Origin of the sequence: Prauserella cavernicola, assembly GCF_016595675.1 — a bacterium.
In the GTDB taxonomy this organism is placed as follows: Bacteria; Actinomycetota; Actinomycetes; order Mycobacteriales; family Pseudonocardiaceae; genus Prauserella_A; species Prauserella_A cavernicola.
Map to the genome: position 1 here is coordinate 525702 of NZ_JAENJH010000004.1, position 23056 is coordinate 548757.

The 23056-nt window shown below is 69.0% G+C and carries 24 protein-coding genes; 18 read left to right on the forward strand and 6 right to left on the reverse strand.

The features are described from left to right. Positions 1-54 precede the first annotated feature (54 nt). The 3 genes from JHE00_RS19955 to JHE00_RS19965 all read left to right on the forward strand — a co-directional run bounded on the left by JHE00_RS19955 (position 55) and on the right by JHE00_RS19965 (position 2574). Positions 55-804, forward strand: a complete 750-nt coding sequence (locus JHE00_RS19955; RefSeq protein ID WP_200320205.1) for an alpha/beta fold hydrolase — start codon at positions 55-57, stop codon at positions 802-804. Beyond that, on the forward strand, positions 801-1223 hold the full coding sequence (locus tag JHE00_RS19960; RefSeq protein ID WP_200320207.1) for a nuclear transport factor 2 family protein: 423 nt from the start codon (positions 801-803) through the stop codon (positions 1221-1223). Before JHE00_RS19955 ends, JHE00_RS19960 begins: the two co-directional genes overlap by 4 nt. A 1051-nt stretch (positions 1224-2274) precedes the next feature. After that, positions 2275-2574 (forward strand): hypothetical protein, encoded by a 300-nt coding sequence (locus tag JHE00_RS19965; RefSeq protein WP_200320209.1) that lies wholly within the window; start codon positions 2275-2277, stop codon positions 2572-2574. 537 nt (positions 2575-3111) lie between these two features. On the opposite strand, the gene JHE00_RS19970 is transcribed toward JHE00_RS19965, so the two are convergent. Then, positions 3112-4320, reverse strand: a complete 1209-nt coding sequence (locus JHE00_RS19970; protein ID WP_200320211.1) for an FAD-dependent oxidoreductase — start codon at positions 4318-4320, stop codon at positions 3112-3114. Between the two features lie 74 nt (positions 4321-4394). On the opposite strand from JHE00_RS19970, the gene JHE00_RS19975 reads away from it, so the two are divergent. Both JHE00_RS19975 and JHE00_RS19980 read left to right on the forward strand, forming a co-directional pair. Beyond that, complete coding sequence (locus JHE00_RS19975; protein WP_200320213.1) at positions 4395-5003, forward strand: TetR/AcrR family transcriptional regulator; 609 nt, start codon at positions 4395-4397, stop codon at positions 5001-5003. 263 nt (positions 5004-5266) lie between these two features. After that, positions 5267-6265, forward strand: a complete 999-nt coding sequence (locus JHE00_RS19980; RefSeq protein ID WP_307832024.1) for a hypothetical protein — start codon at positions 5267-5269, stop codon at positions 6263-6265. Between the two features lie 241 nt (positions 6266-6506). Here JHE00_RS19980 and JHE00_RS19985 read toward each other — a convergent pair whose 3' ends face one another. Next, positions 6507-7385, reverse strand: coding sequence for a LysR family transcriptional regulator (locus JHE00_RS19985; protein ID WP_200320215.1), 879 nt, complete (start codon positions 7383-7385; stop codon positions 6507-6509). 210 nt (positions 7386-7595) lie between these two features. Between JHE00_RS19985 and JHE00_RS19990 the strand changes: the two genes are divergently transcribed. The 3 genes from JHE00_RS19990 to JHE00_RS20000 all read left to right on the forward strand — a co-directional run bounded on the left by JHE00_RS19990 (position 7596) and on the right by JHE00_RS20000 (position 10619). Then, positions 7596-8831 carry an MFS transporter gene (locus JHE00_RS19990; protein ID WP_230424552.1) on the forward strand — a complete coding sequence of 412 codons (1236 nt, stop codon included), beginning with the start codon at positions 7596-7598 and terminating at the stop codon, positions 8829-8831. A 19-nt stretch (positions 8832-8850) separates the two neighbouring features. Continuing rightward, entirely contained in the window at positions 8851-10092 is a 1242-nt protein-coding gene (locus JHE00_RS19995; protein WP_200320217.1) for an FAD-dependent oxidoreductase, read from the forward strand. A 104-nt stretch (positions 10093-10196) separates the two neighbouring features. Next, positions 10197-10619 (forward strand): DUF6228 family protein, encoded by a 423-nt coding sequence (locus JHE00_RS20000; RefSeq protein ID WP_307832025.1) that lies wholly within the window; start codon positions 10197-10199, stop codon positions 10617-10619. Positions 10620-10647: 28 nt separating this feature from the next. Here the strand turns inward: JHE00_RS20000 and JHE00_RS20005 are convergent, their stop codons facing one another. From JHE00_RS20005 to JHE00_RS20015, 3 genes are all read right to left on the reverse strand, one after another. Continuing rightward, complete coding sequence (locus JHE00_RS20005) at positions 10648-11010, reverse strand: hypothetical protein (RefSeq protein WP_200320221.1); 363 nt, start codon at positions 11008-11010, stop codon at positions 10648-10650. Positions 11011-11110: 100 nt separating this feature from the next. After that, positions 11111-11884: an SDR family NAD(P)-dependent oxidoreductase gene (locus tag JHE00_RS20010; RefSeq protein ID WP_200320223.1), complete on the reverse strand. Its 774-nt coding sequence runs from the start codon at positions 11882-11884 to the stop codon at positions 11111-11113. Continuing rightward, entirely contained in the window at positions 11881-12480 is a 600-nt protein-coding gene (locus JHE00_RS20015) for a hypothetical protein (protein WP_200320225.1), read from the reverse strand. The genes JHE00_RS20010 and JHE00_RS20015 overlap by 4 nt, the downstream gene beginning before the upstream one ends. A 160-nt stretch (positions 12481-12640) precedes the next feature. Here JHE00_RS20015 and JHE00_RS20020 point away from each other — a divergent pair, with 160 nt between their 5' ends. The 10 genes from JHE00_RS20020 to JHE00_RS20065 all read left to right on the forward strand — a co-directional run bounded on the left by JHE00_RS20020 (position 12641) and on the right by JHE00_RS20065 (position 22293). Continuing rightward, on the forward strand, positions 12641-13585 hold the full coding sequence (locus JHE00_RS20020; RefSeq protein ID WP_200320227.1) for a LysR family transcriptional regulator: 945 nt from the start codon (positions 12641-12643) through the stop codon (positions 13583-13585). Continuing rightward, positions 13569-13955 (forward strand): Imm32 family immunity protein, encoded by a 387-nt coding sequence (locus JHE00_RS20025; RefSeq protein WP_200320229.1) that lies wholly within the window; start codon positions 13569-13571, stop codon positions 13953-13955. Before JHE00_RS20020 ends, JHE00_RS20025 begins: the two co-directional genes overlap by 17 nt. A gap of 186 nt (positions 13956-14141) precedes the next feature. Further along, positions 14142-15680 (forward strand): argininosuccinate lyase, encoded by a 1539-nt coding sequence (argH, locus tag JHE00_RS20030; protein WP_200320231.1) that lies wholly within the window; start codon positions 14142-14144, stop codon positions 15678-15680. Beyond that, positions 15677-16411 (forward strand): amino acid ABC transporter ATP-binding protein, encoded by a 735-nt coding sequence (locus JHE00_RS20035; protein ID WP_200320233.1) that lies wholly within the window; start codon positions 15677-15679, stop codon positions 16409-16411. The genes argH and JHE00_RS20035 overlap by 4 nt, the downstream gene beginning before the upstream one ends. A 43-nt stretch (positions 16412-16454) precedes the next feature. Continuing rightward, positions 16455-17276, forward strand: coding sequence for a transporter substrate-binding domain-containing protein (locus tag JHE00_RS20040; protein ID WP_200320235.1), 822 nt, complete (start codon positions 16455-16457; stop codon positions 17274-17276). Between the two features lie 2 nt (positions 17277-17278). Next, positions 17279-18046: an amino acid ABC transporter permease gene (locus tag JHE00_RS20045; RefSeq protein ID WP_200320238.1), complete on the forward strand. Its 768-nt coding sequence runs from the start codon at positions 17279-17281 to the stop codon at positions 18044-18046. A gap of 6 nt (positions 18047-18052) precedes the next feature. Next, on the forward strand, positions 18053-18691 hold the full coding sequence (locus tag JHE00_RS20050; RefSeq protein WP_200320240.1) for an amino acid ABC transporter permease: 639 nt from the start codon (positions 18053-18055) through the stop codon (positions 18689-18691). Positions 18692-18716: 25 nt separating this feature from the next. Beyond that, the gene (locus JHE00_RS20055; protein WP_200320243.1) at positions 18717-20054 is read left to right on the forward strand and encodes an MmgE/PrpD family protein; all 1338 of its coding nucleotides are present in this window, start codon (positions 18717-18719) and stop codon (positions 20052-20054) included. Beyond that, the gene (locus JHE00_RS20060; RefSeq protein ID WP_200320245.1) at positions 20051-21460 is read left to right on the forward strand and encodes an FAD-binding oxidoreductase; all 1410 of its coding nucleotides are present in this window, start codon (positions 20051-20053) and stop codon (positions 21458-21460) included. The genes JHE00_RS20055 and JHE00_RS20060 overlap by 4 nt, the downstream gene beginning before the upstream one ends. Continuing rightward, the gene (locus JHE00_RS20065) at positions 21457-22293 is read left to right on the forward strand and encodes a sulfurtransferase (RefSeq protein ID WP_200320247.1); all 837 of its coding nucleotides are present in this window, start codon (positions 21457-21459) and stop codon (positions 22291-22293) included. Before JHE00_RS20060 ends, JHE00_RS20065 begins: the two co-directional genes overlap by 4 nt. Here the strand turns inward: JHE00_RS20065 and JHE00_RS20070 are convergent. After that, the gene (locus JHE00_RS20070) at positions 22256-22945 is read right to left on the reverse strand and encodes a LysR substrate-binding domain-containing protein (protein WP_230424554.1); all 690 of its coding nucleotides are present in this window, start codon (positions 22943-22945) and stop codon (positions 22256-22258) included. The two genes, JHE00_RS20065 and JHE00_RS20070, sit on opposite strands and share 38 nt — an antisense overlap. Positions 22946-23056 lie beyond the last annotated feature (111 nt).

Consider the following 23056-nt stretch of genomic DNA (forward strand, 5'->3'; position numbering starts at 1 on the left):
TTCGGACCACTCCGCTACCGGGACAGCGAGCCCACCGCACCGGGACCGCCACTGGTGTTCCTGCAAGGACTGCTGGCGCGCCCGGCGGTCTGGGCCGACGTGACGACGGCGCTGGCCGGAAGACGCTGCATCACCGCTGACTGGCCGTTCGGGGCACATCAGCAGCCGATGCGCGCGGAGGCGGAACTCTCGCCACCGGCGATCGCACGGCTGGTGACCGAGGTGCTGGACTCCCTGGGAGTCGAGCAAGCCGTGCTGGTGGGCAACGACAGCGGCGGCGCGATCGCCCAGCTGGTCACCGCCGCCGAGCCGGGCCGGGTGACCGCACTGGTGCTCGTGGCCTGCGACGCCTTCGAGGTGTTCCCGCCCGGCGCATACCGGCAGTTGTTCCGCCTGGCGCGGGTGCCGGGCGTACTCGGACTCGTTGCCGCGGCCCTCACCGTGCCAGGCCTCGCCCGCTCCCGGTTCGGCTTCGGCGCGGTCACGCGGGACCCCTCGCAGCTGGGGTACCCCCTCGCGGACCCGCTGATCCGGCGCGATCTCCGCAAGCTGCTGATCGGGTCGTCCAACTCGCAGACACTCGAAGCCGCCCGCACGTTCCGCGACTACGACCGGCCGGTGCTGGTCGTCTGGGCGGAGGAGGACCGGCTCTTCCCGCGCTCACTGGGAGAGCGGCTGGCCGGCGCGTTCCCGCGCGGGCGGATGGTGCTCGTCCCCGGCTCGCGCACGTTCGTCCCGATCGACCAGCCGCAGGCGTTGGCCCGGCTGATCGGCGAGTTCGTTGAGCAGGAGGCGCCGGCGTGACCCCCGACGAGTTCCCGGAAGCCTTCGCGCGCGGCTGGTCGCTGCCGAAGCCCGACGCCTTCCTCGACTACTTCCTGCCGATGATCGCCGAAGACGCGACCTTCACCCAGCCGGCATTGCCCACCGCCATCGGGCACGAACAGATCGCGCGCACCTTCCGCCGCCTGTTCGCGCTCCTCCCCGACATGGTCGCGATCCCCGAACACACGGCGGTCACCGGCGGCACCGTGTTCATCGAATCCGCCTGCACCGCGACCCTGGCCGGCACGGCGATCTCGTTCCGGGTGTGCGACCACTTCGAACTGCGGCACGGGACGATCACCAGCCGCCACTCGTTCCCGGACCCGATCCCGCTCCTGGCAACGATCCTGCGCCACCCATCAACGTGGACACTCGCTTTGCAGGCCCGAAGGATCTGAGCAGGCGGAAATCAAACAGGCCCTCCCGGGTGCAGGTCAGGGCCATATTGGCCGGTCACGGTCAGTCCGGAGCGGTGCTGCTGCGCCTGGTCCAGGAAATCCCTGATGACCGGGTGTCCGATGCACTGTGCGAGCTGCGGCGCCACCTCCAGCCGGTCGCGGAGCGACCTTCGCCTACGGCCTTCTTCGCGTGCGCGCCCGGCGACAGGCGGAAGCATCGCCGAAGAGGCGGACGAGTTACTGCGCGAGGGCTTCGGCCGGTAGTGATCATCTGCGACACGGCCTCGATCGTCGCGGCCGCGCTCTACACGCGCGAACGATCTTGACGAGTCGTCGAGTTGGCGTGGCGCCAATCCCCAACCGAACACGCAGCGTGTCAGCAGATATCGGCTTCTGGTGGGTCGCGATGCTCGGCGTGATCGGTGTGTCCTCCGCTCGTGGGCAACGTCGCCGCGGAGCTAAGTCAGTAGAGACTCGGCCGTGGCGACCGTCTCCCAGAGAGCGTCGTAGACCTCGCAGCCGCGGTGCTCGTCGTAGGGCGCGAAGTTGCCGGGTGCGCTCGGCCTCATCGGACAGCGCGGCCAAACGAAGGTCGTTTACGCAGAGTTCGGAGGCGCTCGCGCGCCACGCCTTGGCAGCGACGCACGGAGCAATGGGCGGAATCGTTCACCTTGCTGAAGTCTGCGATGCAGCCTCGTGGCGAGGGGGCTGCCCACCGGCAAGTGGGCGTCGGGCGTTCGGGGCTCCGGTAGCGGAGTAGGAGTTGCGCTCCGGTGGGGTGGTCTGCTCGTCCAGTTCCTCGGCGACGGCGTCACGGCCGGGCAGCTCGGCTCGTGATCGACAGCGAATGCGATGACCGCCGCTTTGCTGCGCGGATCCTGGAGAGATGGATGTTGTAAGAACTTAAAAATCTCGCTTCGGTTTGACGTTCTGCCTGTTTGCGCATGGCGGCAGGTGCTAACAGGCATGTGGCGCGAATATTTGATTTCGAGCGCTAAGGTCGATTGCGTAAGACCTGGAACAGTTCGTTTAGCGAAGTCAAGGAGTGCGCATGTTTCGTAAGATCGTGTGCAGTGCGGGTGCTGCGATGGCGGCGCTCGGTATTGCTGTTGCTGTGCCTGGTTCCGCTGTGGCGGAACCGACGACCGGCCACACTGCGCCATCTTCGGCCTCGGCCACGTCTGCTGATGTCACTGCCAAGGGAATTTGGCTGCCAGTCGCACGTTTTGAGAAGTCGATTGCGGGGTCGATCCAATGCAAGGTTGGCAAGGAGATTTATATCAACGATGGTCAGGCCGCCATGTGTACAGCAACCCCGAGCGCCTATGTGCTGGAAGTTCTTTTTAGGTGAAGTCTAGCCTGGAATGAGGGTGCCGCAAATCCCGGCGAGATTCGCGGCACCCTCATTTCAGGTGATTCCGGGAGTCCGCCTGCAGGTCCTCGCGCCAACTCGTCGACTCGTCCTTGACGTCGCCAAACAGCCTCGTGGTGTTGTCCCGGGAGGTCGAGGAGGGCAAGCTCGTGCCCGGATTGCCTGGTCTCAGGTCATTGGGCATGCCTGAATCGTCTATCTGGCGTGATGCCGCGCGGCGAAACAACGATCATGCTGACCTCACAGCCTCCGCCACTCCACGCGGACGCGGCTCGGGTCGAGCGCGACGACCACGAAGCACTGTGGACGGTAGGGGAGTACCTCTATCGCACACGGAACCAGGGCGCCGATCATTCTTGAAGCGGATGTCGCGCATGTCGTCGAGCGCAGTATCCACAACCGGGCCGTGATCGCGGTGCGAGACGGTACCGGCGGACCGGCCCGCGTACGTAGCACCGCGTCCTCGGCCGATCGACGACCGTGGAGCCCAGGGCTCGAACCTGACAGCGATTTCCTTCAGTCCAGCTGATGCTCAGTGTTCTCGGGGCGCTCCGGTCGCAGACCGAGACCGACGAATCGGCCTGCCAGTTGACGGAGAACCGGAAGCCGGGAGAACAACCGCAGCATCACGGGTGGCCGGACCGTGGCCGGTGACGCGTCGTGGTAGAGACCGCGGATGAGGTGGGTCTGGAACAGCTGCGTGACCCGAGCCGGCCAGGCCCTGCGGCGGCGCACTCGATCGAGTTCAGCAGGTGTCGGGACGCGGTCACGCAGGATCGGCCCGAGGATGTTGGCGGTGGCCACCGCGTCTTGGACGGCGAGGTTGATCCCCACACCGCCGGCTGGGGACATCGCGTGCGCGGCATCGCCGATGCACAGCAGGCCCGGCCGGTGCCAGCGGCGCAACCGGTCCACCCTGACGGTCAGCTCATGGACATCCGCCCAGTCGGTGATCGCCTCGATTCGATCGGCGTAGGCCGGCTGCAGGCTGGTGATCCGCGACCGCAATGCGTCCAGCCCTCGAGCCCGGAGCGTTTCGCCGGTTCCACGGGGGAAGGCGTAGGCCAGCTGCCAGTAGTCGCCGCGGTCGATCGAGATCAGCGATCCGTGCCCGCCGGTGAACAGTGGCGTTTGCTCCCCCGGGTGCCGGGGAATGTGTAGCCAGAACACATCGACGGGTGCGGCCGACTCCGTCAACCGGAGCCCGGCCGCTTGGCGGGTGATGGAGTGTCGCCCGTCGGCCCCGATCACCAGGTCCGCGTCGATCCGGACGGTGTCGGTGCCGGAGCGGGCCCGTACGCCGGCGACGCAGCCGTGCTCATAAACGAGGCCGGTCACTTCGGTGTCACGTCGCAACGTGAACCTGGGCAGGTGCGCTGCCCTATCCGCGAGAAAGGACAGGAAGTCCCATTGCGGCACGAACGCGATGTAGGGACTGTGGACGGGCAGCCGGGTGAAGTCGGCGACCGTGATTCGGCGCCGACCGAACGCGACCTGAACGGTCTCCATCGTGTCGTGCGGCAGGCGCAGGAACTCGGTCAGCCAGCCGAGCTCGTGCATCACCTCCAGCGTCGAGGGGTGGATCGTGTCACCGCGGAAGTCCCGGTGGAAGTCCGGATACTTCTCGACCACGACGACCTCCACCCCGGCGCGAGCCAGCAGCACGCCAGCCACCATCCCGGCTGGTCCGCCGCCTACGATGCACACTCGCCGTGGCTGTCCCATCGTCGAGCACCTCCCCGTCGTCACCGATTGCTGATCACGGCCATGGTCGGGAGCACGATGGGATACTGGCAATCATGGTGAATAATAAGCGCGGACGTCCCTCTGGCGGGTCAGATGCCCGACAGCGCCTGATAGACGCTGCTTCGGAACTGTTTCTGCGGGATGGCTACACTCGGACGACCATCAGGAGCATCGCCAAAACTGCGGGCGTCGACCATGCGCTGGTGAATTATCACTTCGGTAGCAAAGGTGAACTGTTCACGGTCGTCATGGACCTGCTGGCCAGTCCCGGACGGCTCGTGGACCACGTCGCGGGCCAGGGTGTCGAGTACTTGGTCCCCCGTCTGCTGAACGCGCTGCTCACCACCTGGGACCGTCCCGAGGTCCAGGAGCGTTCTCGCCGGCTGCTGAGCGCCCTGCAGTCAGACCGTCCGACCCAGGTCGCCTTCCGCGGCTACGTTGAAGCCCACGTGACCACCCGCCTCGTCGACCTCCTCGACGGCCCGAACCGGCAGGCACGCGCTGCCGCCGCCACGTCGGTCATCAATGGGCTCTTCCTCACCCGGTACGTCGTGCGCATCGAGCCGCTGGCCAGCATGGGCCGCGCCGACGTCGTCACCCACCTCGGACCCGCGCTACACGCATGCCTCCACCCACCGCACACGGCGAGGCGAGTTCGATGAGACCGACAACTCTCACGTCGTGACGGACGACGCGCGCCTCAAACCGGTGGCGCGGCGGGCGGTGTGATGTCCTGGGTCAGCGGCCGCGCGGGCAGGGGCCGGCGGCGCACAGCTGCCACTCGCGCAGCAGATCTTGACGGGACGACGGCTGCTGCGAGCACACCGTCCGGTGTGGACCGATCTCGCGGGTAGGGTTCACCCCACCGCGATCTTGGGTGCCGACACCCGTGTTTCGCACGGCTTCGGTGGGCAGAGTCCTCCTGGTGACGCAAACACAACCAACTCCAGCCTGGCCGCGAGCGTTGCGGGGGCTGCACGGACCGCTCGTCGCCGTGTCCGCCGCGATGGCCGCGGTCGGCGTGGTGGCCCTGGTGGGCTTGCTGGTCGACGGCAGGGAACTGCTCAACCAGCCCATCTGGCTCAAGACCTTCAAGTTCTGCGTGTCGCTGCCCCTGTATCTCCTGACACTCGCGTGGCTGCTGTCGCTGCTGCCCCGGTGGCGCAGGGCGGGCTGGTGGCTGGGCACCGTCGTCGCCGCGGCTTTGGCGCTGGATCTGGCCGTGATCGTCCTGCAGACGATCATCAGGGGCAGGCGAGCGCACTTCAACGTCGAGGACGCGACCGACCGCCTGCTGCACAACCTGCTCGCCACCGGAGCTTACGTGGCCATGCTCGCCGTGGTGGTCGTGGCCGTGCTGCTGGTGTTCCAGCGGCTGCCGGACAAGGCGCAGGCGACCGCGGTGCGCGCCGGTCTCGCACTGTCCGTGTTGGGCATGGCGGTCGCGGCGCTGATGTTCACGCCGCCGCCCGCGCAGCAGGCGAGGATCGATGCGGGCAGGACGCCCACGATCGTCGGAGCGCACACGGTCGGTGACGTGGACGGCGGGCCGGGGCTGCCACTGGTGGGCTGGAGCACGGTCGGTGGTGATCTGCGCGTCGCACACTTCGTCGGGCTGCACGCGATCCAGCTTTTGCCGCTGCTGTTGCTGGCGTTGGTCGCGGCGAGTACGCGAGTGCCCGCGTTGCGCGACGAACTGCTGCGCCGCAACCTGTTGCGGGTCGCTTCCTGCGGGTACCTCGCGATGGTGCTGATTCTCACCTGGCAGGCACAGCGCGGGCAATCCGTCGTCGACCCGGACGCCACGACGCTGCTGACGGCGGGCGGAGTGGTCGCGTTCGTGGCAGTGGGCAGTGTGGCAGCCGTGCGGCGCTCGCGCGCGAACACTCTGCCGGCGCGCGAGCGATCGCCAGTAGACGCCTGAGCGGATCTCGGTTGTCGGATCCACTGTGGATTCACCGCGGCCCGGTAACGTGGCGGCGAACAGTGACCAGGCTGCGCCGTTCCGCCGACGAGCCGGTGCCGATCGACTCGGAGTCTCACGACCGTGGAGACGAACCGGCCGACGGCTCGGGGTGTCATCGATGAGCCGCATCCCTGCCACCCCTCGTCGGCTGGTGCGGCCTCGCCCCGCAGCTCTGCCGGCGGTGCACCGCCCCGGGACGTCATGCGGCGGGAGGCGTTGCGCGAATGGCCTGGGCCACCTCGCTCACGACGGTCCGGGTTTGTGGCGGCCAGGCCAGCCAGGTGGTCAGTGCGAGTTCGGGCTCGGTCAGCGGGAGCCACGGCCAGGCGGGCAGCAGGCGGCGTGCCGACTGCGCGATGAGCAGGACGGCGTCGGCTTTCACGGCTTCGGCGCAGGCCAGTGCGTGTTCGGTGAACTGGGCGAACTGCCACAGCGGTACGGCCCCGGCGTCGTGGGCCGCCACCACCAGCCTGTCGTCGACGACCGGTACCTGCTGCCTGCCGTGAGCGAGGACCCTGAGGTTGTCGAGGTCCCGGAGGCGGCAGGTCGTCCCATCGGCCAGCGGGTGGCCGGGGCGGATGGCGACGCCGAAGGGGACGTCGAACAGGTGCTCCGTGCTGAGCCTGGCAGGCTGCTCCCGGACGATGGCGAGGTCGAGATGCCCTTCACGGATCATGCGCAGCTGTTCGGTGCTCCCGGCTTCGGTGAGTGTCACGGCAGCGTGCGCGACCTCGGCTTCCAGGGATGCGAGCGCGTTGAGCAGCCATTCCTGCGGTAGGCCGGGCGGGACGCCGATCTGCACGACCTCCCGGCTTCGGCCGGTGGCGGAGCGCGCCATGTCGGGTACGGCGTCGGCGAGGCGCAGGAGCAGCAGTGCGTGGCGGTGCAGGGCGGTGCCGGCCGGGGTGAGGGTCGTCCCGTTGGGGGTGCGCTCGAACAAGGGCGCGCCGACGTCGTGTTCGAGTTGCCGGATCTGCCTGCTCAGCGACGGCTGGGTGAGGTGCAGGTGCTCGGCGGCCCGCGAGAGCGAGCCCTCGGCCGCGACCGCGGCGAAGTACCGGAGATGACGTAGCTCCATTGGTCTCCTTCACACCGGGTTCTGCCTGATAGGCATACCACGTCTGATCAGCTGGCATTGGACGTACCGCTGTCATGCACTGTGTACTGCGCTGTGTCCGGCCTTTCGGTGACCACCACGCAGACGGCCGCATCGCACGCGCCGCCAGGTGTCACCGGAAGCCCTGCCTGGCAGGCAGGTGGACCGCAGGTGCAGAAAGGATCCTCAACGATGAGTGGTATCTCCGATCCCGTCATGACGCGGCATCCGTACCGGTGGGTGGTGCTGGTGCTGTCGTGGGCGGCGTTCACGATGACCGCGGTGGACCGGTCGACGTGGGGCCCCGCGTCGATGTCGGTCGGCGAGGATCTTGGCGTCTCGCTGGCCGGGCTGGGGGTGTTCGCCACCGGCTACTACGTCGGTTATGTCATCTCGAACGCCGCGGGCGGGGTGCTGACGGACTGGCTCGGTGCTCGTGCGGTGATCAGCGTCTCGCTGTTCGTCGCCGGCGGATTCATGATCTTGTTCGGGGAGACCGACTCGGTTCCTCTCGGCATCGCTTTCCAGGCTGCCGTCGGCGTGTTCGCGGGATGCGACTACTCGGCCGGGGTGAAGCTCATCTCGCAGTGGTTCCCGGCGCGGGACCGCGGCTTCGCGATGGGTGTGTTCATGACCGCGACCTCGCTCGGCACCGTGATCGCCAACGCGGTCGTGCCGGGTCTGCTCGCCTCGTCAGGGTGGCGGACCTCGTATCACCTGTTCGGCGCGGCGTCGATGGTCGTCGCGGTGCTGTGTTTCCTGTTGCTGCGTCCCGGAAAACACGGTGCCGAGACTCGCCGCGAGGTGCCGAACCTGCGTCCGTTGACCCGCAATCGCGACCTGTGGTTGCTCGGCCTCGCCGGTTTCGGCGGCCTGTGGGGTACCTACGGGTTCATCACCTGGTCGAACTCCCTGATGGTCAGGGGCAACGGCATCTCACCGGTGCAGGCGGGAACCGTCGTGGTCATCTTCGGCATCACCGCCATCGCGGCGAAACCGTTCATCGGCATGGTGTCCGATCTCTTCGGCGACAGGCGGAAGATCCCGGTCATCATCGTGCTCGGCGCGTTCGTCGTCACACTGCTGGTTTTCGGTACTCGCGACGACCTGACCGGCTTCCTGTGGGTGGCGCCGTTCCTCGGTATCGCCGCGTATGTCTACAGCCCGCTCATGGTGGCGTTGATTCCCAAACTCGCGGGTGTCCGGCTCGCCGGATCCGCAGCCGGCATCACGAACTCGTTCTGGCAGCTGGGCAGCACGATCGTCCCGGTGGTGATCGGTGCGGTTTTCCAGGCGACCCAGTCGTTCTTCTGGGCCTTCGCCACGTTGGCCGCCGGTCCGCTGTTCGGAATGCTGCTCATGCTCGGCATTCGGGAGCGTGACACGCCGACAGTCGCTTCCGGGCTGACCGAAGAACGCGTTGCGTGAGAAAGAAAGGAATCCAACCGTGACCGATCATTACGATGTCGTCGTCGCCGGTGGCGGCTCGGCCGGTATCGGAGCTGCTCTCGGCGCCCGGCGCGCGGGCGCGCGCACCCTGCTGATCGAGCGAGGCCCGTGCCTGGGCGGGGCGGCGACCCTGCGCAACGTGGTCACCTATTGCGGGCTCTTCACCGAGGACCTGCGGCAGGTCGTCTTCGGTGTCGCCGAGGAGATGCTGGCCGGGTTGCGGCAGCTGGGTGCCGTGACCGAACCGCGGAAATTCACGGCGGTGGCCGTGGTGTTCGACCCGGAATCGGTGAAACGCGTCGCGGATGAGCTGTGCCAGGTGGCGGGCGTGGACGTGCTGCTGCACTCGTACGTCCTCGACGCCACCCGGCACCAGGACCGGATCACCGCGCTGAGAGTGGCCGACCACTCGGGAACCCACACCTACAGCGCGGACGCGTTCGTCGACGCCACCGGCGAGGCCGACCTTGCTCATCAGGGCGGCGCGGACGTGCGGTACGGCAACGACGGCTGGGTGCTCAACGGCACGCTCGGGGTCCGGTTCGGCGGTATCCCGGCCGATGTCCGGGTCGACCGCGCCCTCATGACCACCGCGATCCGCGCGGCCAAGCGCGCCGGACGAGACGACCTGACCGGTGAGAGCGGCCTGGTCGCGCGGATGCCGGTCTCGGGCGACCTCATCACCTATCTGGCCGACGAGGGCTACGACGCCCGGAGCGCGGCGGACACCAGCCGCGCCGAGCGCAGTGCCCGGCGACAGGCACAGGCCTATCTCGACGTCATCCGGTCATTGCCGGGTTGCTCCGGTGCCTACATCGTCAGCACGGGACCAGAACTGGGCACGCGCGAGTCACGTCATCTCGTCGGCCGTGCGCAGGTGACGGAGAAGGACGTGCTGCAACCAGGGCCGGTGGACGAGGCGGTAGCGGTCTGTGCGTGGCCGATCGAGTCACATCCCGGCCCGGGCCTGCCCGCGGAGTGGAAACGAATCGGGCAACCGGGCTACTACGGAATCCCGCTCGATGTCCTGCGCAGCAGCAACACGCCCAACCTGTTCGGCGCCGGTCGCACCGTGGACGGCGACGCCGGTGCTGGCGCGTCACTGCGGGTCATGGGTACCGCGCTGGCGACCGGACAGGCCTCCGGTGTCGCCGCCGCGCTCACCGCCCGCGACGGTGATGTCGACACGGCCACGGTGCGCCGGGAACTCGACCGGCAGGGCGCGCGCCTGCCGGAGTGACGTGCCCGGGAGCGTCGTGCGATCACGGACGTGTTGCTGGAGACGCTTCGGAACCAGACGGAGCATCACCGCTACTCGAGTCGGCATCTGGCTCTGCCAGGGTCGTGCTCCGGTGCGAGCGCAACCCTTCGGTGTCCGTGCGGTTCGCGCAACGACATGTCGCGACGGACCCCGGGGATCGAAGGTTGTTCTTCGTCGTTCACGCACAGGCACCGGGGCTGGGCGCCCGCGTGGAGGGCGTCACCGACGTCGTGACAGGGCGGGGCCTCGCTCGTTTTCTTGAACGTCTGGACTTGCACGGTTGGCAGGGCGAGCAACGGTGGGCCGACGCCGATCGTGATCTGATCGTCAAGGCGAGGTACGAGTCCGGGGGACAGGTTGGGCTGACGTGGGTGCTGCGGCCGTGGCGTTCTGTCTTTGGTGGTTGGGATGTCGGGGTCACCGCCTGGCTGGAGGCCGGTGCGGCGAAAGACGGTGTCGCCGCGCAATTCCACGACTTTCTCACCGCAGAAGGGTTTCCCGTCTAATACGACGAGATCGACACCGGTTCACTGATCACGTGACGTCGTAGGGGTCGCGCGAGGCCAGTGCGTCGGCGATGGGGACTCCGTTTCGATCCGCGATTCGGCGGCGGTGGCGTACCTGCGCGCGGGTGCGCGGCCGGAACTTCGGCTCGTGTCCGCATCCGCAGGTCTCGAAGCCCTCATAGCGCAGTCCCGCGGTGAGCACCGCGGCCACGGCCGCCCAGCCCGATGAGTCCCGTCGGCGGGGAGCCGCGAAGTCGTGCCCCGCGAAGACCATGGGCGCGCGGCACGAAGGACACAGGTGCCGCGCGCCGTCCCACGGGTGTTTGTTGCTGCGACGGCACGGCAGACACACGTAGTGGACCTTGTACGGCGTCTCGGCATACCGGCACATGCGGCCAGACTAGCGGCTGGCACGACGGGCGGGGGTCTTTTCTCTCACAGCGGGGCCTTCACGTGCAGGCCCGGCGCCGGGTCGGTGGCGTAGTCGACGATCAGGTGAGAACGACGCCGCCGTCGACCGAGATGGTCTGGCCGGTCACGTTCGCCGCGCGTTCGGAGAGCAGGAACGCCGCCATCTCCGCGACGTCCTGTGGGGTCTGCGGCCGGCGCATCGGAACCATTGACTCCACGAAACCCTGGAAGATCTTCTCGGCGGACGATCCGGCGAGGGCGGGATCGTTGGCGAGCAACCACTCGCTGGTCTTCTCCCACATGTCCGTCCAGATCAGACCGGGCATCACCGTGTTGGCCCGGACACCCGTCGGCGCGCCGACCCGGGACACGACATGCGTCAGCTCGATCACCGCGGCTTTGGAAGGTCCGTAGTCGGCCAGCATGTCCATGCCGAGCCGGGCGCCGATCGACGCGAGGTTCACGATCGCGCCTGGCCTTCCCGCACGCCGCCGCAACAGTTCCTGACAGGTGAGGAACGTGCCCCGCGTGTTCACCGCGAAGGTGCGGTCCCACTGCTGGTCGGTCAGGTCGGCGAGGGGCACGAACCTCCCGACGCCCGCGACGTTGGCCAGGACGTCGACCTCGCCGAGCTGCGCTTCGGCGGTGTCGAACGCGGCAGTGACCGAGTCGCGGTCGGAGACGTCGCACACGGCGTGCGCCACACTGGCGCCGTCCGCGGCGAGCTTTGAGGCGAGGTCGCCCAGCTTCCCGGAGTCGACATCGGTCAGCAGTACCGCGTGGTCCTGGGCGAGGCGCGTCGCGATCGCGGAGCCCAGCCCGCCGGCCGCGCCGGTGACCAGTGCGACGCTCACGGCAGGGCCTTCTCGATCTCCGGCGCGAGCAGCTGCGCGGCGCGTTCGGCGGTGATGACGTCGGCCGGGTCCGGTTCGCTGATCTCGCGGGAGGCGGCGTCCTCGTAGACGTGCTCGCCGATCAACCGGGCCCGTTCGTCGTAGGGCCACACGAAGGCGAGCGTGCGCGTGAGCAGGTAGATCTCATTCGGGTCGTCGCCGACGCGGATGTCGCCGAAGGCGCTCTCGCCGAGCATCGGTGCCGGGACGAACTCGTTGAACACGACCTCACCGGAGAAGCCGTGGTCGTTGACGGCGATGTCCTGGTCGACCACCCACATGACCAGCGCGTTGGCCGCGGCCAGCGACTCGTAGAACGACGTCACCTGCGCCATCCCGTCCAGCACGATCGACTGGCCGCCCTCGTGCAGCCGGTACCGCGGATGCTCGACCGTCATGTCCGGTGCCAGTAGCTCCCGGTAGCGCCCGGACACCTCCAGCAGGCCGTGGCGTCGGTAGTTCTTCAGGATCGCGCGGTGGTGCGGGTTCTCGATGTTCTCCAGCTGCTTCTCCAGCCCGGCGAACATCGTCACGAACTCCTGCTCGTAGCGGCTCACGGTGGTACCTCCGTCGTTGGTGGTGCCACAGAGAATCGCCTTCGCAGCATCCGCGAGTCCAGGACACTTCTCGGTCAGACCCTGAACCATCTGGTTATCAGAGCAGGTAGGAGCACTGGTGGGGGCGAGTCATGCGACACTGGAGGCAGGAGGAGTCACCGTGGACTTGAACCTGCACCTCGTGCGTTACCTCGTGGCCGTGGTCGACGAAGGCCACTTCGGGCGCGCGGCCGCCAAGCTCCTGGTCAGCGGGCCCGCGCTGAGCAAGCAGATCCGCACGCTCGAGCGCAAGCTCGGCGTCGACCTCCTCGATCGCAGTGCCCATCCCGTGGTGCCCACCGACGCGGGCAGGCAGTTCCTCCTCGAAGCCCGCGCGGCCCTGGCCGCGGCCGACCGCGCGGTGGCCGCGGTGGAGGCGCACCGCCGCACGATCCACGGCGTCCTCCGGCTCGGATTCATGAGCGCGGCGACCGGTACTCACACCCGGCGAATCCTGGACCTGCTGCAACGCGACGCACCCGCGGTCACCGTCCAGCTCGTGCAACTGCCCTGGCACGAGCAGGCGAGCGCGGTCCGGGACAGCACCGTCGACGCCGCGCTCGTGCGCCCTCCGATCGCCGACGCCGACGGGCTGCGACTCGACGTGGTCCGCCACGAACCCCGGGTCGTGGCGCTCCCGGTCGGGCACCGGCTGGCCGCCCGTAGCCAGGTCGTCCTGGCCGACCTCGACGGCGATCCCCACGTCGACGACGACAGGAGCGACGAACAATGGGTGCGGTGGTGGGCCTGCGATCCGCGCCCCAGCGGGGAACCCGTGCGCTACGGGCCCATTGTGCACACGATGGACGAGCTCCTCGAGGTCGTCGCGCGCGGCGACGCCATCGCGATCACCGGCAGTTCCGTTGTGGACAGCTACCGGCACCCTGAGGTGGTCTTCGTTCCGGTCGTCGACGTCACCGCCTGCCCCATCTCACTCTGCACTCGCGACGGCGAACAGTCAGCGCTCGTCGCGGCTCTGCGCCGCACGGTCCGTACCATCCGGGAGTCGTTCGTGGCAGAACATGACGACCCTCGAGGAAGCGTCGCCGGTGAAACTCGTCCGTGACCCCGGCTCCGACGAGGTGGAGCTCACGGCGTCGGCGGACGAGCTGACCCGCCTGGCTGATGCCGTGGCCGACGGCGCTGGGCTGCTCGGGTCGGCGGCCCCGCCGGACGACGGTGCTGCCAGGGCGATCGAGGTCGGGACGACGCCCGGGCCCGGAGTTCTCGTGTACCTCGACTCCGAACGGCGGGTGCTGGTGATCAGCGGTGACGACGCGGCGCGGGCCGTGCTCGCCGACAACCTGCGTGCTGTCGCTTCCGCCGAGGACGGCGGTCATCTCCACCTCGACCACTATCCTGGGCACTTCTACCTCGCCGAAGGGTCCGTCCCGGTGGTGGTCACCAGCCCGCACGGAGGCATGCCGGCGCGGTGAGCCGCTCGCGCCACCATGCCATCGCCTCACTCGGGCGGACGGGGACAGTGTCTCCGGCCTATCGGCTTTGCCTATGACGTCATGCGAATCAGAGGCTTCCACTCCTTTCCCAGCGGAGTCAGGATTTTGACACGACCCTGACCAGCAGCGGGAGACAGCGACTCCCGAGGAAAGGAGGCGGCAACGATGCCGCGCCAGCAGACGTCCGCTGAGTACCGTGGTTTTCGCACCGCGGGCATCCGGTTGACCGAGGATGTCCTTCCCGACCTGGAGTCGCACCGCACGGAGAAGCTGGGGGACACGCTCGACGCGATCCACCAGTTCGACAAGGCGCATCTCGTGATGCTGGCCGAACAGGAGCTGATCGGCGGTTCCGATGCCGCGGCGATGCTGAGCGCGCTGCGCGACATGGAGAAGGAAGGTGTCTCGGAGGTCCGGTTCCGCGTGCAGGGCGGCATGCACTCCGGTGAGCAGTTCCTGATCCGCACGCTGGGTGAGGAGGTCGGCGGCCGGATCCACTTGGGACGCAGCTCGGGTGATCTCGGCGCGGTCGGCAGGCGGATCGCCACGCGGGATCACCTGCTCGGCTTGGTGGATGCGATCAACGCGTTCCGCGCGGTCCTGATCGAGCTCGCGCCCGAGTACGCCGACGTGGTGATGCCCGGTTACACCCACACGCAGAACGCGCAGCCGACGACGTTCGGGCACTGGATGTCGATGTGGTCGTGTGTTTTCGAGCGCGACGTCGACCGGTTGCTCGGCTGCTTCGGCCGGGTCAACGTCAGCTCGGCCGGAGCCGGGATCCTCGCGGGCAGCGAGTTCGCGCTCGACCGCGAGCGCACCTCGTTCCTGCTGGGCTTCGACCGCCCGAGCCCGCACACGATGGACGCCATCCTGAGCCACGACGCCGAGTGCCTCGAGGCGATGGCCGTGCTGAGCATCCACACCGCGAACCTCGCTCGCCTCGCCGACGACCTCCAGCTGTGGTTCAGCTCCGAGTTCGGCTTCGTCGACCTGCCCGACCGGTTCTGCGGGACGAGCAGCATCATGATGCAGAAGCGGAATCCGTACTTCTGCGAGGCGGCCAAGGCCGTCAGCGAAGCGGCCGCGGGCGGCATGACGACCGCGCTCATGGTGGAGAAGGGCTCCACCGGGTTGCCCGTCGCTGGGCGCAGGCTCATTGAGAGTGCACAGTGGACCGGATTCTCCGGTGCCCGGCGGAGACTGGAAGAAGCGGTCTCGGTGTTTCGCGAGCTCACCGTGGACCGGGACCGGATGCTCGCGGTGGTGCAGCGGTACTGGGCGCAGGGCGCCGACGTGGCGGGAGCGCTGGTCCGCGAGAAGGGCCTGCCGTGGCGCAGCGCCCACCAGATCATCGGCATCGTCGTGCGCTACACCGAGGAACGCGGGATCTCGCCGATGGAGACCACCGTGGACCTGATCGACGAGGCGGCCGTCGAGTACTTCGGCTCTCCCGTGGGACTCTCGCCCGAGGCCCTGCGGACGGCGCTGGACCCGGTGGAGAACGTCCGCGCCCGCATGCTCTACGGCGGCCCCGCACCGTCGGCGCTGCGCCGCGAGCTCGAGGAGTTCGCGAGCACCCTCGCCAAGGACGTCGAGCGCTGCCGGCTCGCGCGGGACCGGGTCGACGAGGGAGCGCGGGAGCTGGAGCTCGCGATCGACCGGATCCTCGACGCCCATCCCGGCGCTGGATCTGCGGCATGAGCCCGATCATCGACATCGAGGGCGTCGACAAGTTCTACGACGACTTCCAGGTCCTGTCCGAGGTGTCGCTGACGGTCGACCCCGGTGAGGTCGTGGTGGTGCTCGGCCCGTCGGGATCGGGCAAGAGCAGCCTCATCCGCTGTGTGAACGGCCTGGAGCCGATCGCCGCGGGCCGCATCGTCGTGGACGGGGTGACCGTGCACGACCGGCGCACCGACCTGAACCGGCTGCGCACCGAGATCGGGTTCGTCTTCCAGCAGTTCAACCTCTACCCGCACCTGACGGTGGAGCGCAACGTGATGCTGGCGCCGATGAAGGTTCGCGGGATGGCCAAGGACGAGGCCCACGAACTGGCGCTCGAACTGCTCGACCGGGTCGGGATCCGCGAGCAGGCCGGCAAACACCCGGCGCAACTCTCCGGTGGGCAGCAGCAGCGGGCCGCGATTGCCAGGGCACTGGCGATGAAGCCTCGGATCATGCTGTTCGACGAGCCCACCAGCGCGCTGGACGCGGAGATGATCCGCGAGGTGCTCGACGTGATGACCGACCTGGCGAACACCGGGATGACGATGATGGTCGTCACGCACGAGCTGGCGTTCGCCCGCAAGGTCGCGGACCACGTCATCTTCATGGAAGCCGGGACCATCGTCGAGAAGACCGCCCCGGCCACGTTCTTCGCCGATCCGCAGGACGCGCGGAGCAAGCGGTTCCTGTCCCAGATCATCACCTGACCGTCACGAGAGGGTTCCCACCATGCGCTCATGGACGCGCGCATTGTCACTCAGTGCTGTGCTGGTCTTCGGCGGATCCGCCCTGTCCGGATGCGCCCTGTCGGGAGGAGGACCGGGCTCGCAGGCCGATGGGCTGCAACAGGTCCTGGACTCCGGCGTGCTCGTCGCGGGCACGAAGTACGACGCCGTGGTCTGGGGTTCGGTGCCTCAGGGCAAGTCCGAACCGGAGGGCTTCGACATCGACGTCGTGCACGAGCTCGCCAGGCGCCTGGGCGTTCGCGCCGAGACCAAGCCGGTGACGAGCGCGAACCGCATCGCGAACCTGACGACGAGCAAGGTCGACATCCTCGCCGCGTCGATGGTGCACACGCGGGAGCGGGACAAGGCGATCGACTTCACGGTCGACTACTTCGAGGAGTCGATGAAGCTCCTCGTCCTCGACAAGTCGCCGTATCAGCGGATCGAGGATCTGGAGGGCAAGAAGATCGTGGTCGCGCAGGGCTCGATCCAGGAGACCCTGGTGCCGCGGATCTGCTCGACGTGCCAGGTGCTCAGTGTCTCCAAGTGGACCGACACGATGCAGTCGCTGCTCGCCCGGCAGGCCGACGCGATCTTCGCCACCCGGGGCACCGTCGAGGGCAGCCAGGAGGCGCTGGCCAAGAGCGGCACCGTGACCAGGGTGATCGGCCCCGACGACCTGCTGCCGCTGCCGTACTCCATCGGGGTGCGCCAGGGCGACTCGACGCTACGGGACGCGATCAACCGTGAGCTCATGGCGATGCAGGACGACGGGACCTACGCCCGGTTCGTTCGCAAGTGGTGGGGCGATCACGACTTCGCCCTCGCCACGTGGCCGGAGAAGTAGCCATGGGCGGAGACATCGACTGGAGCGTGGTGCTGGGTCCGGAAGGGCGCGCGCTGCTGCTGTCCGGGCTGTCGGTCACCTTGCAGCTGACCGTGCTGGGGATCGTGTTGTCCTCCCTCGTGGGCACGGCCATCGCGCTGGCGAGGGTGACCACCTCGCCCCGGCTCGCGCCACTGCGCTGGCTGGCCATCGCGGTGACCGAAGCCTGCCGCAACGTCCCGTTCCTGATCCACATCAGCCTCTGGAACTTCGGGGTGTTCGGCCTGCCCTGGGTGCTGACGATCACCGAACCGCTCCGGGACCTGATGGGCACCCAGTTCCTGGCCGGGTTGTGTGCACTCGTGTCGTACCGGTCGGCCTACATGGCCGAGATCGTGCGCAGCGGATGGCAGTCGGTTTCGCGCGGTCAGCTGGAGGCGGCCCGCTCGTCGGGACTGTCCTACCGCACGGCGACGCGGTACGTGATCCTGCCTCAGGTGGTGCGGATCATCCTGCCCCCGCTGGGAAACCAGTACGTGACGGTCACCAAGAACACCGCGCTGGTGCTCGTGATCGGCGTGCCCGACCTGGTGTATCAGGCCTACCAGATCCAGTCGGCGACCTTCCAGTTCTTCGCCGTGTTCGGCGTGACCATGGCCATCTTCTCGGCGGTCTGCCTCGCGGAGGGCGCGCTGCTGAACTACCTCGCCAGGCGGCTCGACCGGCGGTGGGGCGGACAACCCGCGCGGGCCAGGCGAAAGCCGCTCGCCACGACCTCGGCGGGGGTGTGACCCGGGATGGAAGCGGTCTGGAACAACCTCGGTTACATGCTCGGCGGGCTGTCGTTCAGCGGCGGGATCGCGGCCGTGTCGATGGTCGGCAGTCTGCTGCTGGGCACCGTGCTCGCGGTGTTGCGGCTGTCCGAGCGGCGGTGGGCGCGTTATCCGGCGGTCGTGCTGATCGAGGGCGCCCGCAGCGTTCCCCTCGTGCTGTTCATCTTCTTCACCTACTTCATGATCGCGGCGCAGGGCTACGACGTGTCCGCGTTCTGGTCGTGCTGCGTGGCACTGACCATCTACATCGGAGCCTACGTCGCGGAGATCGTGCGCGGCGGGATCCAGAGCATCGACCCCGGACAGACGGAGGCTGCCAGGGCGACCGGGTTGTCGACGTACTCGGCGCTGCGCCACATCGTGCTGCCGCAGGCGGTGCGCCGGATGATGCCCGCGCTGGTGTCGCAGATGATCGTGCTGATCAAGGACACGTCGGTGGCCACGATCATCGGGGTCCCCGAGTTCTTCACCAGGGTACTGGAGGCCAACGCGCGCAGTCTGGCGTATCCGTTCCAGCTGTTGCTGTTCGCGGCGGCCGTCTACTTCGTCATCTGTTACTCGCTCAGCCTGCTCTCCCGTCGCCTCGAACTCACGGTGAGCTGAGCCGGGTCCCGTGGGAAGGAGTCACATGGACAGCCTCGCCGGCCTGGTCTCGGCCGACTGGCAGCACGTCTCGCAGCGCGCGCGACAGCAGGTACGGCTCGCGTTCCTCGATGTCGTCGCCGTGGCGCTGGCCGCGATCGACGATCCGCCGCAGGTGGCCGTCGCCGGTCATCTGGGGCGCAGTGGTCCCGGATCGGTGGCGGTGCCGGGGATGCGGGCGCTGAGCGCGCAGCACGCGGCGACCGGCTGGGGCAGCCTGGCGCACGCTCGCGACTTCGACGACGTCTCCGAGGTGCTGCACGGTCATCCGTCCGCGGTCCTCGTTCCCGCCGTGCTGGCGCTCGGCCACCGGGAGGGTGCGACCGGTGCCGAGCTCGTGGACGCCTACCTGAGCGGTTACGAGGCGCTCGGCCGCATCAGCGCCGGGGCCTCGGACGAGCAGCGGGCCCGCGGCTGGCACACCACCTCGACGATCGGGGTGTTCGGTGCGACGGTGGCCGCGGCGCGCATGCTGGGCCTGACGCCGCACCGAACCCGCCACGCGCTGGGGATCGCCGCGTCGCTGGCGGGCGGGATCCAGGCCAACTTCGGTTCACCGGTCAAGCCACTGCACGCGGGCTGGGCGGCGGGCAACGGGGTGCAGGCGGCCGAGCTCGCCGCCGCCGGGATCGACGCGGGCCCGGCGGCGCTCGACCTCCGTGCCTCCTATCTGGAGATGTTCGGCGGCACGTGGCGTGAGCACGCGGGGCCGCCGCACATCGAGGCCGGGCTGCGCTTCAAGCCCTACCCATGCTGCGGTTCGGCCACGGGGCTGGTGGACTGCGCGATCGACCTGCACCGGCTCGTCGTCGACGGCCCGGGACTCGACGCGATCGAGTCGGTGGCGTGCTCGATCCTCCCGCAGACCGACCGCACGCTGCGGTACCGGGCACCGGCGACGGGGGACCAGGCCCGCTTCAGCCCCGAGTTCTGTGTCGCACAGGGACTGTCGCGCGGCGGGCTCGAGGAGTGGAGCTTCCGGGACGGGTACCGGGAGAGCAGAGGTGAGCTCGATGCGTTGATGCGCAGGGTGTCCCGGCGCCTGGTCGCGGAGGACGAGCTGCCGCACAACGCGAAGGACGTGGAGGTCATGGTGCGGTTCACGGGCGGCCGGACGGTCGTCGCACGGTCGAAGGCGCCGAAGGGGCATCCGGACAATCCCATGACGCGGGGAGATCTGGAGGCCAAGTTCGAATCGTGCACCGAGCGTGTCCTCGACCCGGGGGTGCGGGGTGAGCTCATCGCCCGGCTGAGCGCGCTCGACGACGAGCCAAGGGCCGCCGCACTGGTCGACGACATCGTGCTGGCGGTGTCGCGGGGATGACCGACGGTTTCCTGACCGCCCTGCGCGGCGTGCTCGACCCCGGCGACGTCATCGACCAGCCGGACTCGATGGAGGGCTACCGCCGCGACCAGGCGGCCGAGGTGCCCGCGGGCAGCCCGAGAGCGATCGTGCTGCCGCGGACGAGCGCCCAGGTCGCCGCGGCCGTGCGGGTCGCCGCCGCGCACGGAGTGCCGATGGTTCCGCGTGGCGCGGGGTCCGGGCTGGCGGGCGGCGCCAACGCCGTCGACGGGTGCGTGGTGATCTGTCTCGACCGGATGGACCGGATCGTGCGGATCGACGCGGCCGACGGCGTGGCCGTGGTGGAACCCGGCGTGCTCAACACGGCGCTGCGCGACGCGGCCAGGGAACACGATCTCTGGTACGCGCCCGATCCGGCCAGCCGGGACTTCTGCACGATCGGCGGGAACGTCGCGACCAACGCGGGCGGGTTGTGCTGCGTGAAGTACGGCGTCACCAGGGACTCGGTGCTGGCGCTGGAGGTCGTGCTGCCCGACGGGTCCCTCACGCGCGTCGGCAGGACCAGCGTGAAGGGCGTCGCGGGCTACGACCTGGCCGCGCTGTTCACCGGCAGCGAGGGCACGCTGGGCATCGTCACAGAGATCACGGTCCGGCTGCGGCCGGTGCCGCCGCCCGCGCTCACCGTGCTGGCGACGTTTCCGACCATGTCGGCCGCCGCGCACGCGGTGCGCGACTGTCTCGTTCGGACCACACCGAGTCTGCTCGAGATCCTCGACCGCACCACGATCCGAGCGGTGAATGAGTGGAAGTCGATGGACCTGGACACCTCCGCGGCCGCGTTGCTGATCGCGCAGACCGACCTGCCGGGGGCCTCCGGCGTGGAGGACACCCGGCTGCTGGAGACGTCGTTCGCCGCGCACGGAGCGCTCGAGGTGTTCCGCACCGACGACGCGGACGAGTCGGAACTGTTGCTCGGCGCGCGCCGGTTCGCCTACCCCGCGCTGGAGCGGCTGGGCCGGGTCTACCTGGAGGACGTGGCCGTTCCCCGCGGCAGGCTGGCGGAGCTGCTCGAGGCGGTGGAACGGATCGCCGAGCGCACGGGCGCGCTGATCGGGACGTTCGGGCACGCGGGTGACGGCAACATGCATCCGGTGATCGTGGCCCCGTACGGAGACCCGGAGGCCGACGCGGCGGCGCGGCGAGCCTTCCACGCCATCATGGACACCGCCCACGAGCTGGGTGGCACGATCTCCGGCGAACACGGCGTCGGTCTGCTCAAACGCGACGCGCTCACCGTGGAGCTCGATCCCGCGGCCCGCAGACTGCACGAGCTCGTGAAGCGGGCGATCGACCCGCAGGGCCTCATGAATCCAGGCAAGGCCGTGCCGCAGCCTTGTCCGCATCCGCAGGAGGAAGAGCACGCATGAGCACACCGCTGACCGACGTGGCGACGTTGAGGGCCGAACTGGCAGGAACCGCGCCACCCGTCCTGCTCGACGTGCGCTGGGCACTGGCGACCCACGCCGACCGCGACGGCTACCGCGCCGGGCACCTTCCGTCGGCCGGGTTCGTCGACCTGGACCGCGATCTCGCCGACCCGCCGGGTCCGGAAGGGCGTCATCCGCTGCCGGATCCCGAGCGCTTCGCCGGTGTCCTGCGGCGGCTGGGCGTCGGTTCCCGGACACCGGTGGTCTGTTACGACGCGGGGCCGGGCACGGCGGCTGCGCGGGCGTGGTGGCTGCTGCGGTTCCACGGCCATCCCGACGTCCGGGTGCTCGACGGCGGCCTCGCGGCCTGGCAGGCGGCGGGCGGGCCGGTCGAGTCCGGTGACGGCGGCAGCGGCGAGCCCGGTGACTTCACGCCGGTGCCAGGGCGAGCGCTCGTGCTGACGGCGGACGAGGTGCCGGAGTTCGTCGCCGGGGGAGGATTGCTACTCGATGCCCGCGACACCGACCGTTTCCTCGGCCGCACCGAACCGGTCGACCCGGTCGCGGGGCACATCCCGGGCGCGGTCAGCGCACCGACGCTGAACAATGTGGACGAACGAGGCCGGTTCCTCGTCGAGTCGGCACTGCGTTCCCGGTTCGAGGACCTCGGTGCCCGGGAGGGCCGGCAGGTCGCCGTCTACTGTGGATCAGGAGTGACCGCCGCGCACCAGGTTCTCGCGCTGGAGGCCGCGGGAGTCGCGGCCGCCCTGTACCCAGGATCCTGGTCGCACTGGATCACCGACTCGGCGCGGGAGGTGGCGACGGGGCCGTGACCCGGTCGCGGGAGTGCTGCTGTCCCAGCCGTCGGGCGATGTCGATCAGGGTGCGCGATGGGCCGGTCGGCCGTGGGCTGCGGCGCCATATGGCGCGGAAGGGCAGCTTCAGCGGCCCGCCGTCCAGCCGCAGCGCCACGAGCCTGCCCTCGCGCACGTCCGAGCGCACCGAGAGTCCGCTCAGGACGGTGACCTTCTCGCCGGTCGCCACCAGTGTCTTGATCGCCACGGTCGACGCGAGCTCGGCTCCGATGGCGAGCTGGAGACCGGCCTGATGGAACGCCCGCTCCAGCGTGGCCCTGCTGCCGCAGCCGTCTTCGCGCAGTACCAGCGGAATCGACGCCAGCCGGCTCAGGCACACCGGCTCCTCGCGCGAGAGCCGGTGGCCGGGCGCGGTGACGACGAGTAGTTCGTCCGAGCCGACGGCGCACGAACGCAGGTCTCCCACGGACTCGTAGCCCTCGGCGAACCCGACCTCCGACGATCCGTCGCGGACCCGTTCGGCCACGTCGGCCGCGTCGAGGACCTCGAGTGCGACCGTGACTTCGGGTGCGGCCGCCGCGTGCATGGCGACCAGCCAGTCCGGCAGGAGGTTGTCGGCGATCGTCTTCGACACCGCGATTCTCAGCCGGTGCTCCTCGGAGTCCTGCATGGCGTGGACTTTCTGCGTGAAGCTCTCGGACGCGGAGACCACATCGGACGCCCAGCTCGCCACCCTCATGCCGACCTGGGTCAGTCGGGACCCTGATGGCGAGCGCTCCAC

Excerpts from the sequence above, each read along its gene's own strand:
- JHE00_RS20045 (WP_200320238.1), top strand. The coding sequence starts at position 17,279 with ATGGGCGGAGACATCGACTGGAGCGTGGTGCTGGGTCCGGAAGGGCGC.
- argH (WP_200320231.1), top strand. The coding sequence starts at position 14,142 with ATGCCGCGCCAGCAGACGTCCGCTGAGTACCGTGGTTTTCGCACCGCG.
- JHE00_RS19985 (WP_200320215.1), bottom strand. The coding sequence starts at position 7,385 with ATGGAGCTACGTCATCTCCGGTACTTCGCCGCGGTCGCGGCCGAGGGC.
- JHE00_RS20055 (WP_200320243.1), top strand. The coding sequence starts at position 18,717 with ATGGACAGCCTCGCCGGCCTGGTCTCGGCCGACTGGCAGCACGTCTCG.
- JHE00_RS19975 (WP_200320213.1), top strand. The coding sequence starts at position 4,395 with ATGGTGAATAATAAGCGCGGACGTCCCTCTGGCGGGTCAGATGCCCGA.
- JHE00_RS20050 (WP_200320240.1), top strand. The coding sequence starts at position 18,053 with ATGGAAGCGGTCTGGAACAACCTCGGTTACATGCTCGGCGGGCTGTCG.
- JHE00_RS19970 (WP_200320211.1), bottom strand. The coding sequence starts at position 4,320 with ATGGGACAGCCACGGCGAGTGTGCATCGTAGGCGGCGGACCAGCCGGG.
- JHE00_RS20070 (WP_230424554.1), bottom strand. The coding sequence starts at position 22,945 with ATGCAGGACTCCGAGGAGCACCGGCTGAGAATCGCGGTGTCGAAGACG.
- JHE00_RS19965 (WP_200320209.1), top strand. The coding sequence starts at position 2,275 with ATGTTTCGTAAGATCGTGTGCAGTGCGGGTGCTGCGATGGCGGCGCTC.
- JHE00_RS20065 (WP_200320247.1), top strand. The coding sequence starts at position 21,457 with ATGAGCACACCGCTGACCGACGTGGCGACGTTGAGGGCCGAACTGGCA.
- JHE00_RS20060 (WP_200320245.1), top strand. The coding sequence starts at position 20,051 with ATGACCGACGGTTTCCTGACCGCCCTGCGCGGCGTGCTCGACCCCGGC.
- JHE00_RS20035 (WP_200320233.1), top strand. The coding sequence starts at position 15,677 with ATGAGCCCGATCATCGACATCGAGGGCGTCGACAAGTTCTACGACGAC.
- JHE00_RS20005 (WP_200320221.1), bottom strand. The coding sequence starts at position 11,010 with ATGTGCCGGTATGCCGAGACGCCGTACAAGGTCCACTACGTGTGTCTG.
- JHE00_RS19990 (WP_230424552.1), top strand. The coding sequence starts at position 7,596 with ATGAGTGGTATCTCCGATCCCGTCATGACGCGGCATCCGTACCGGTGG.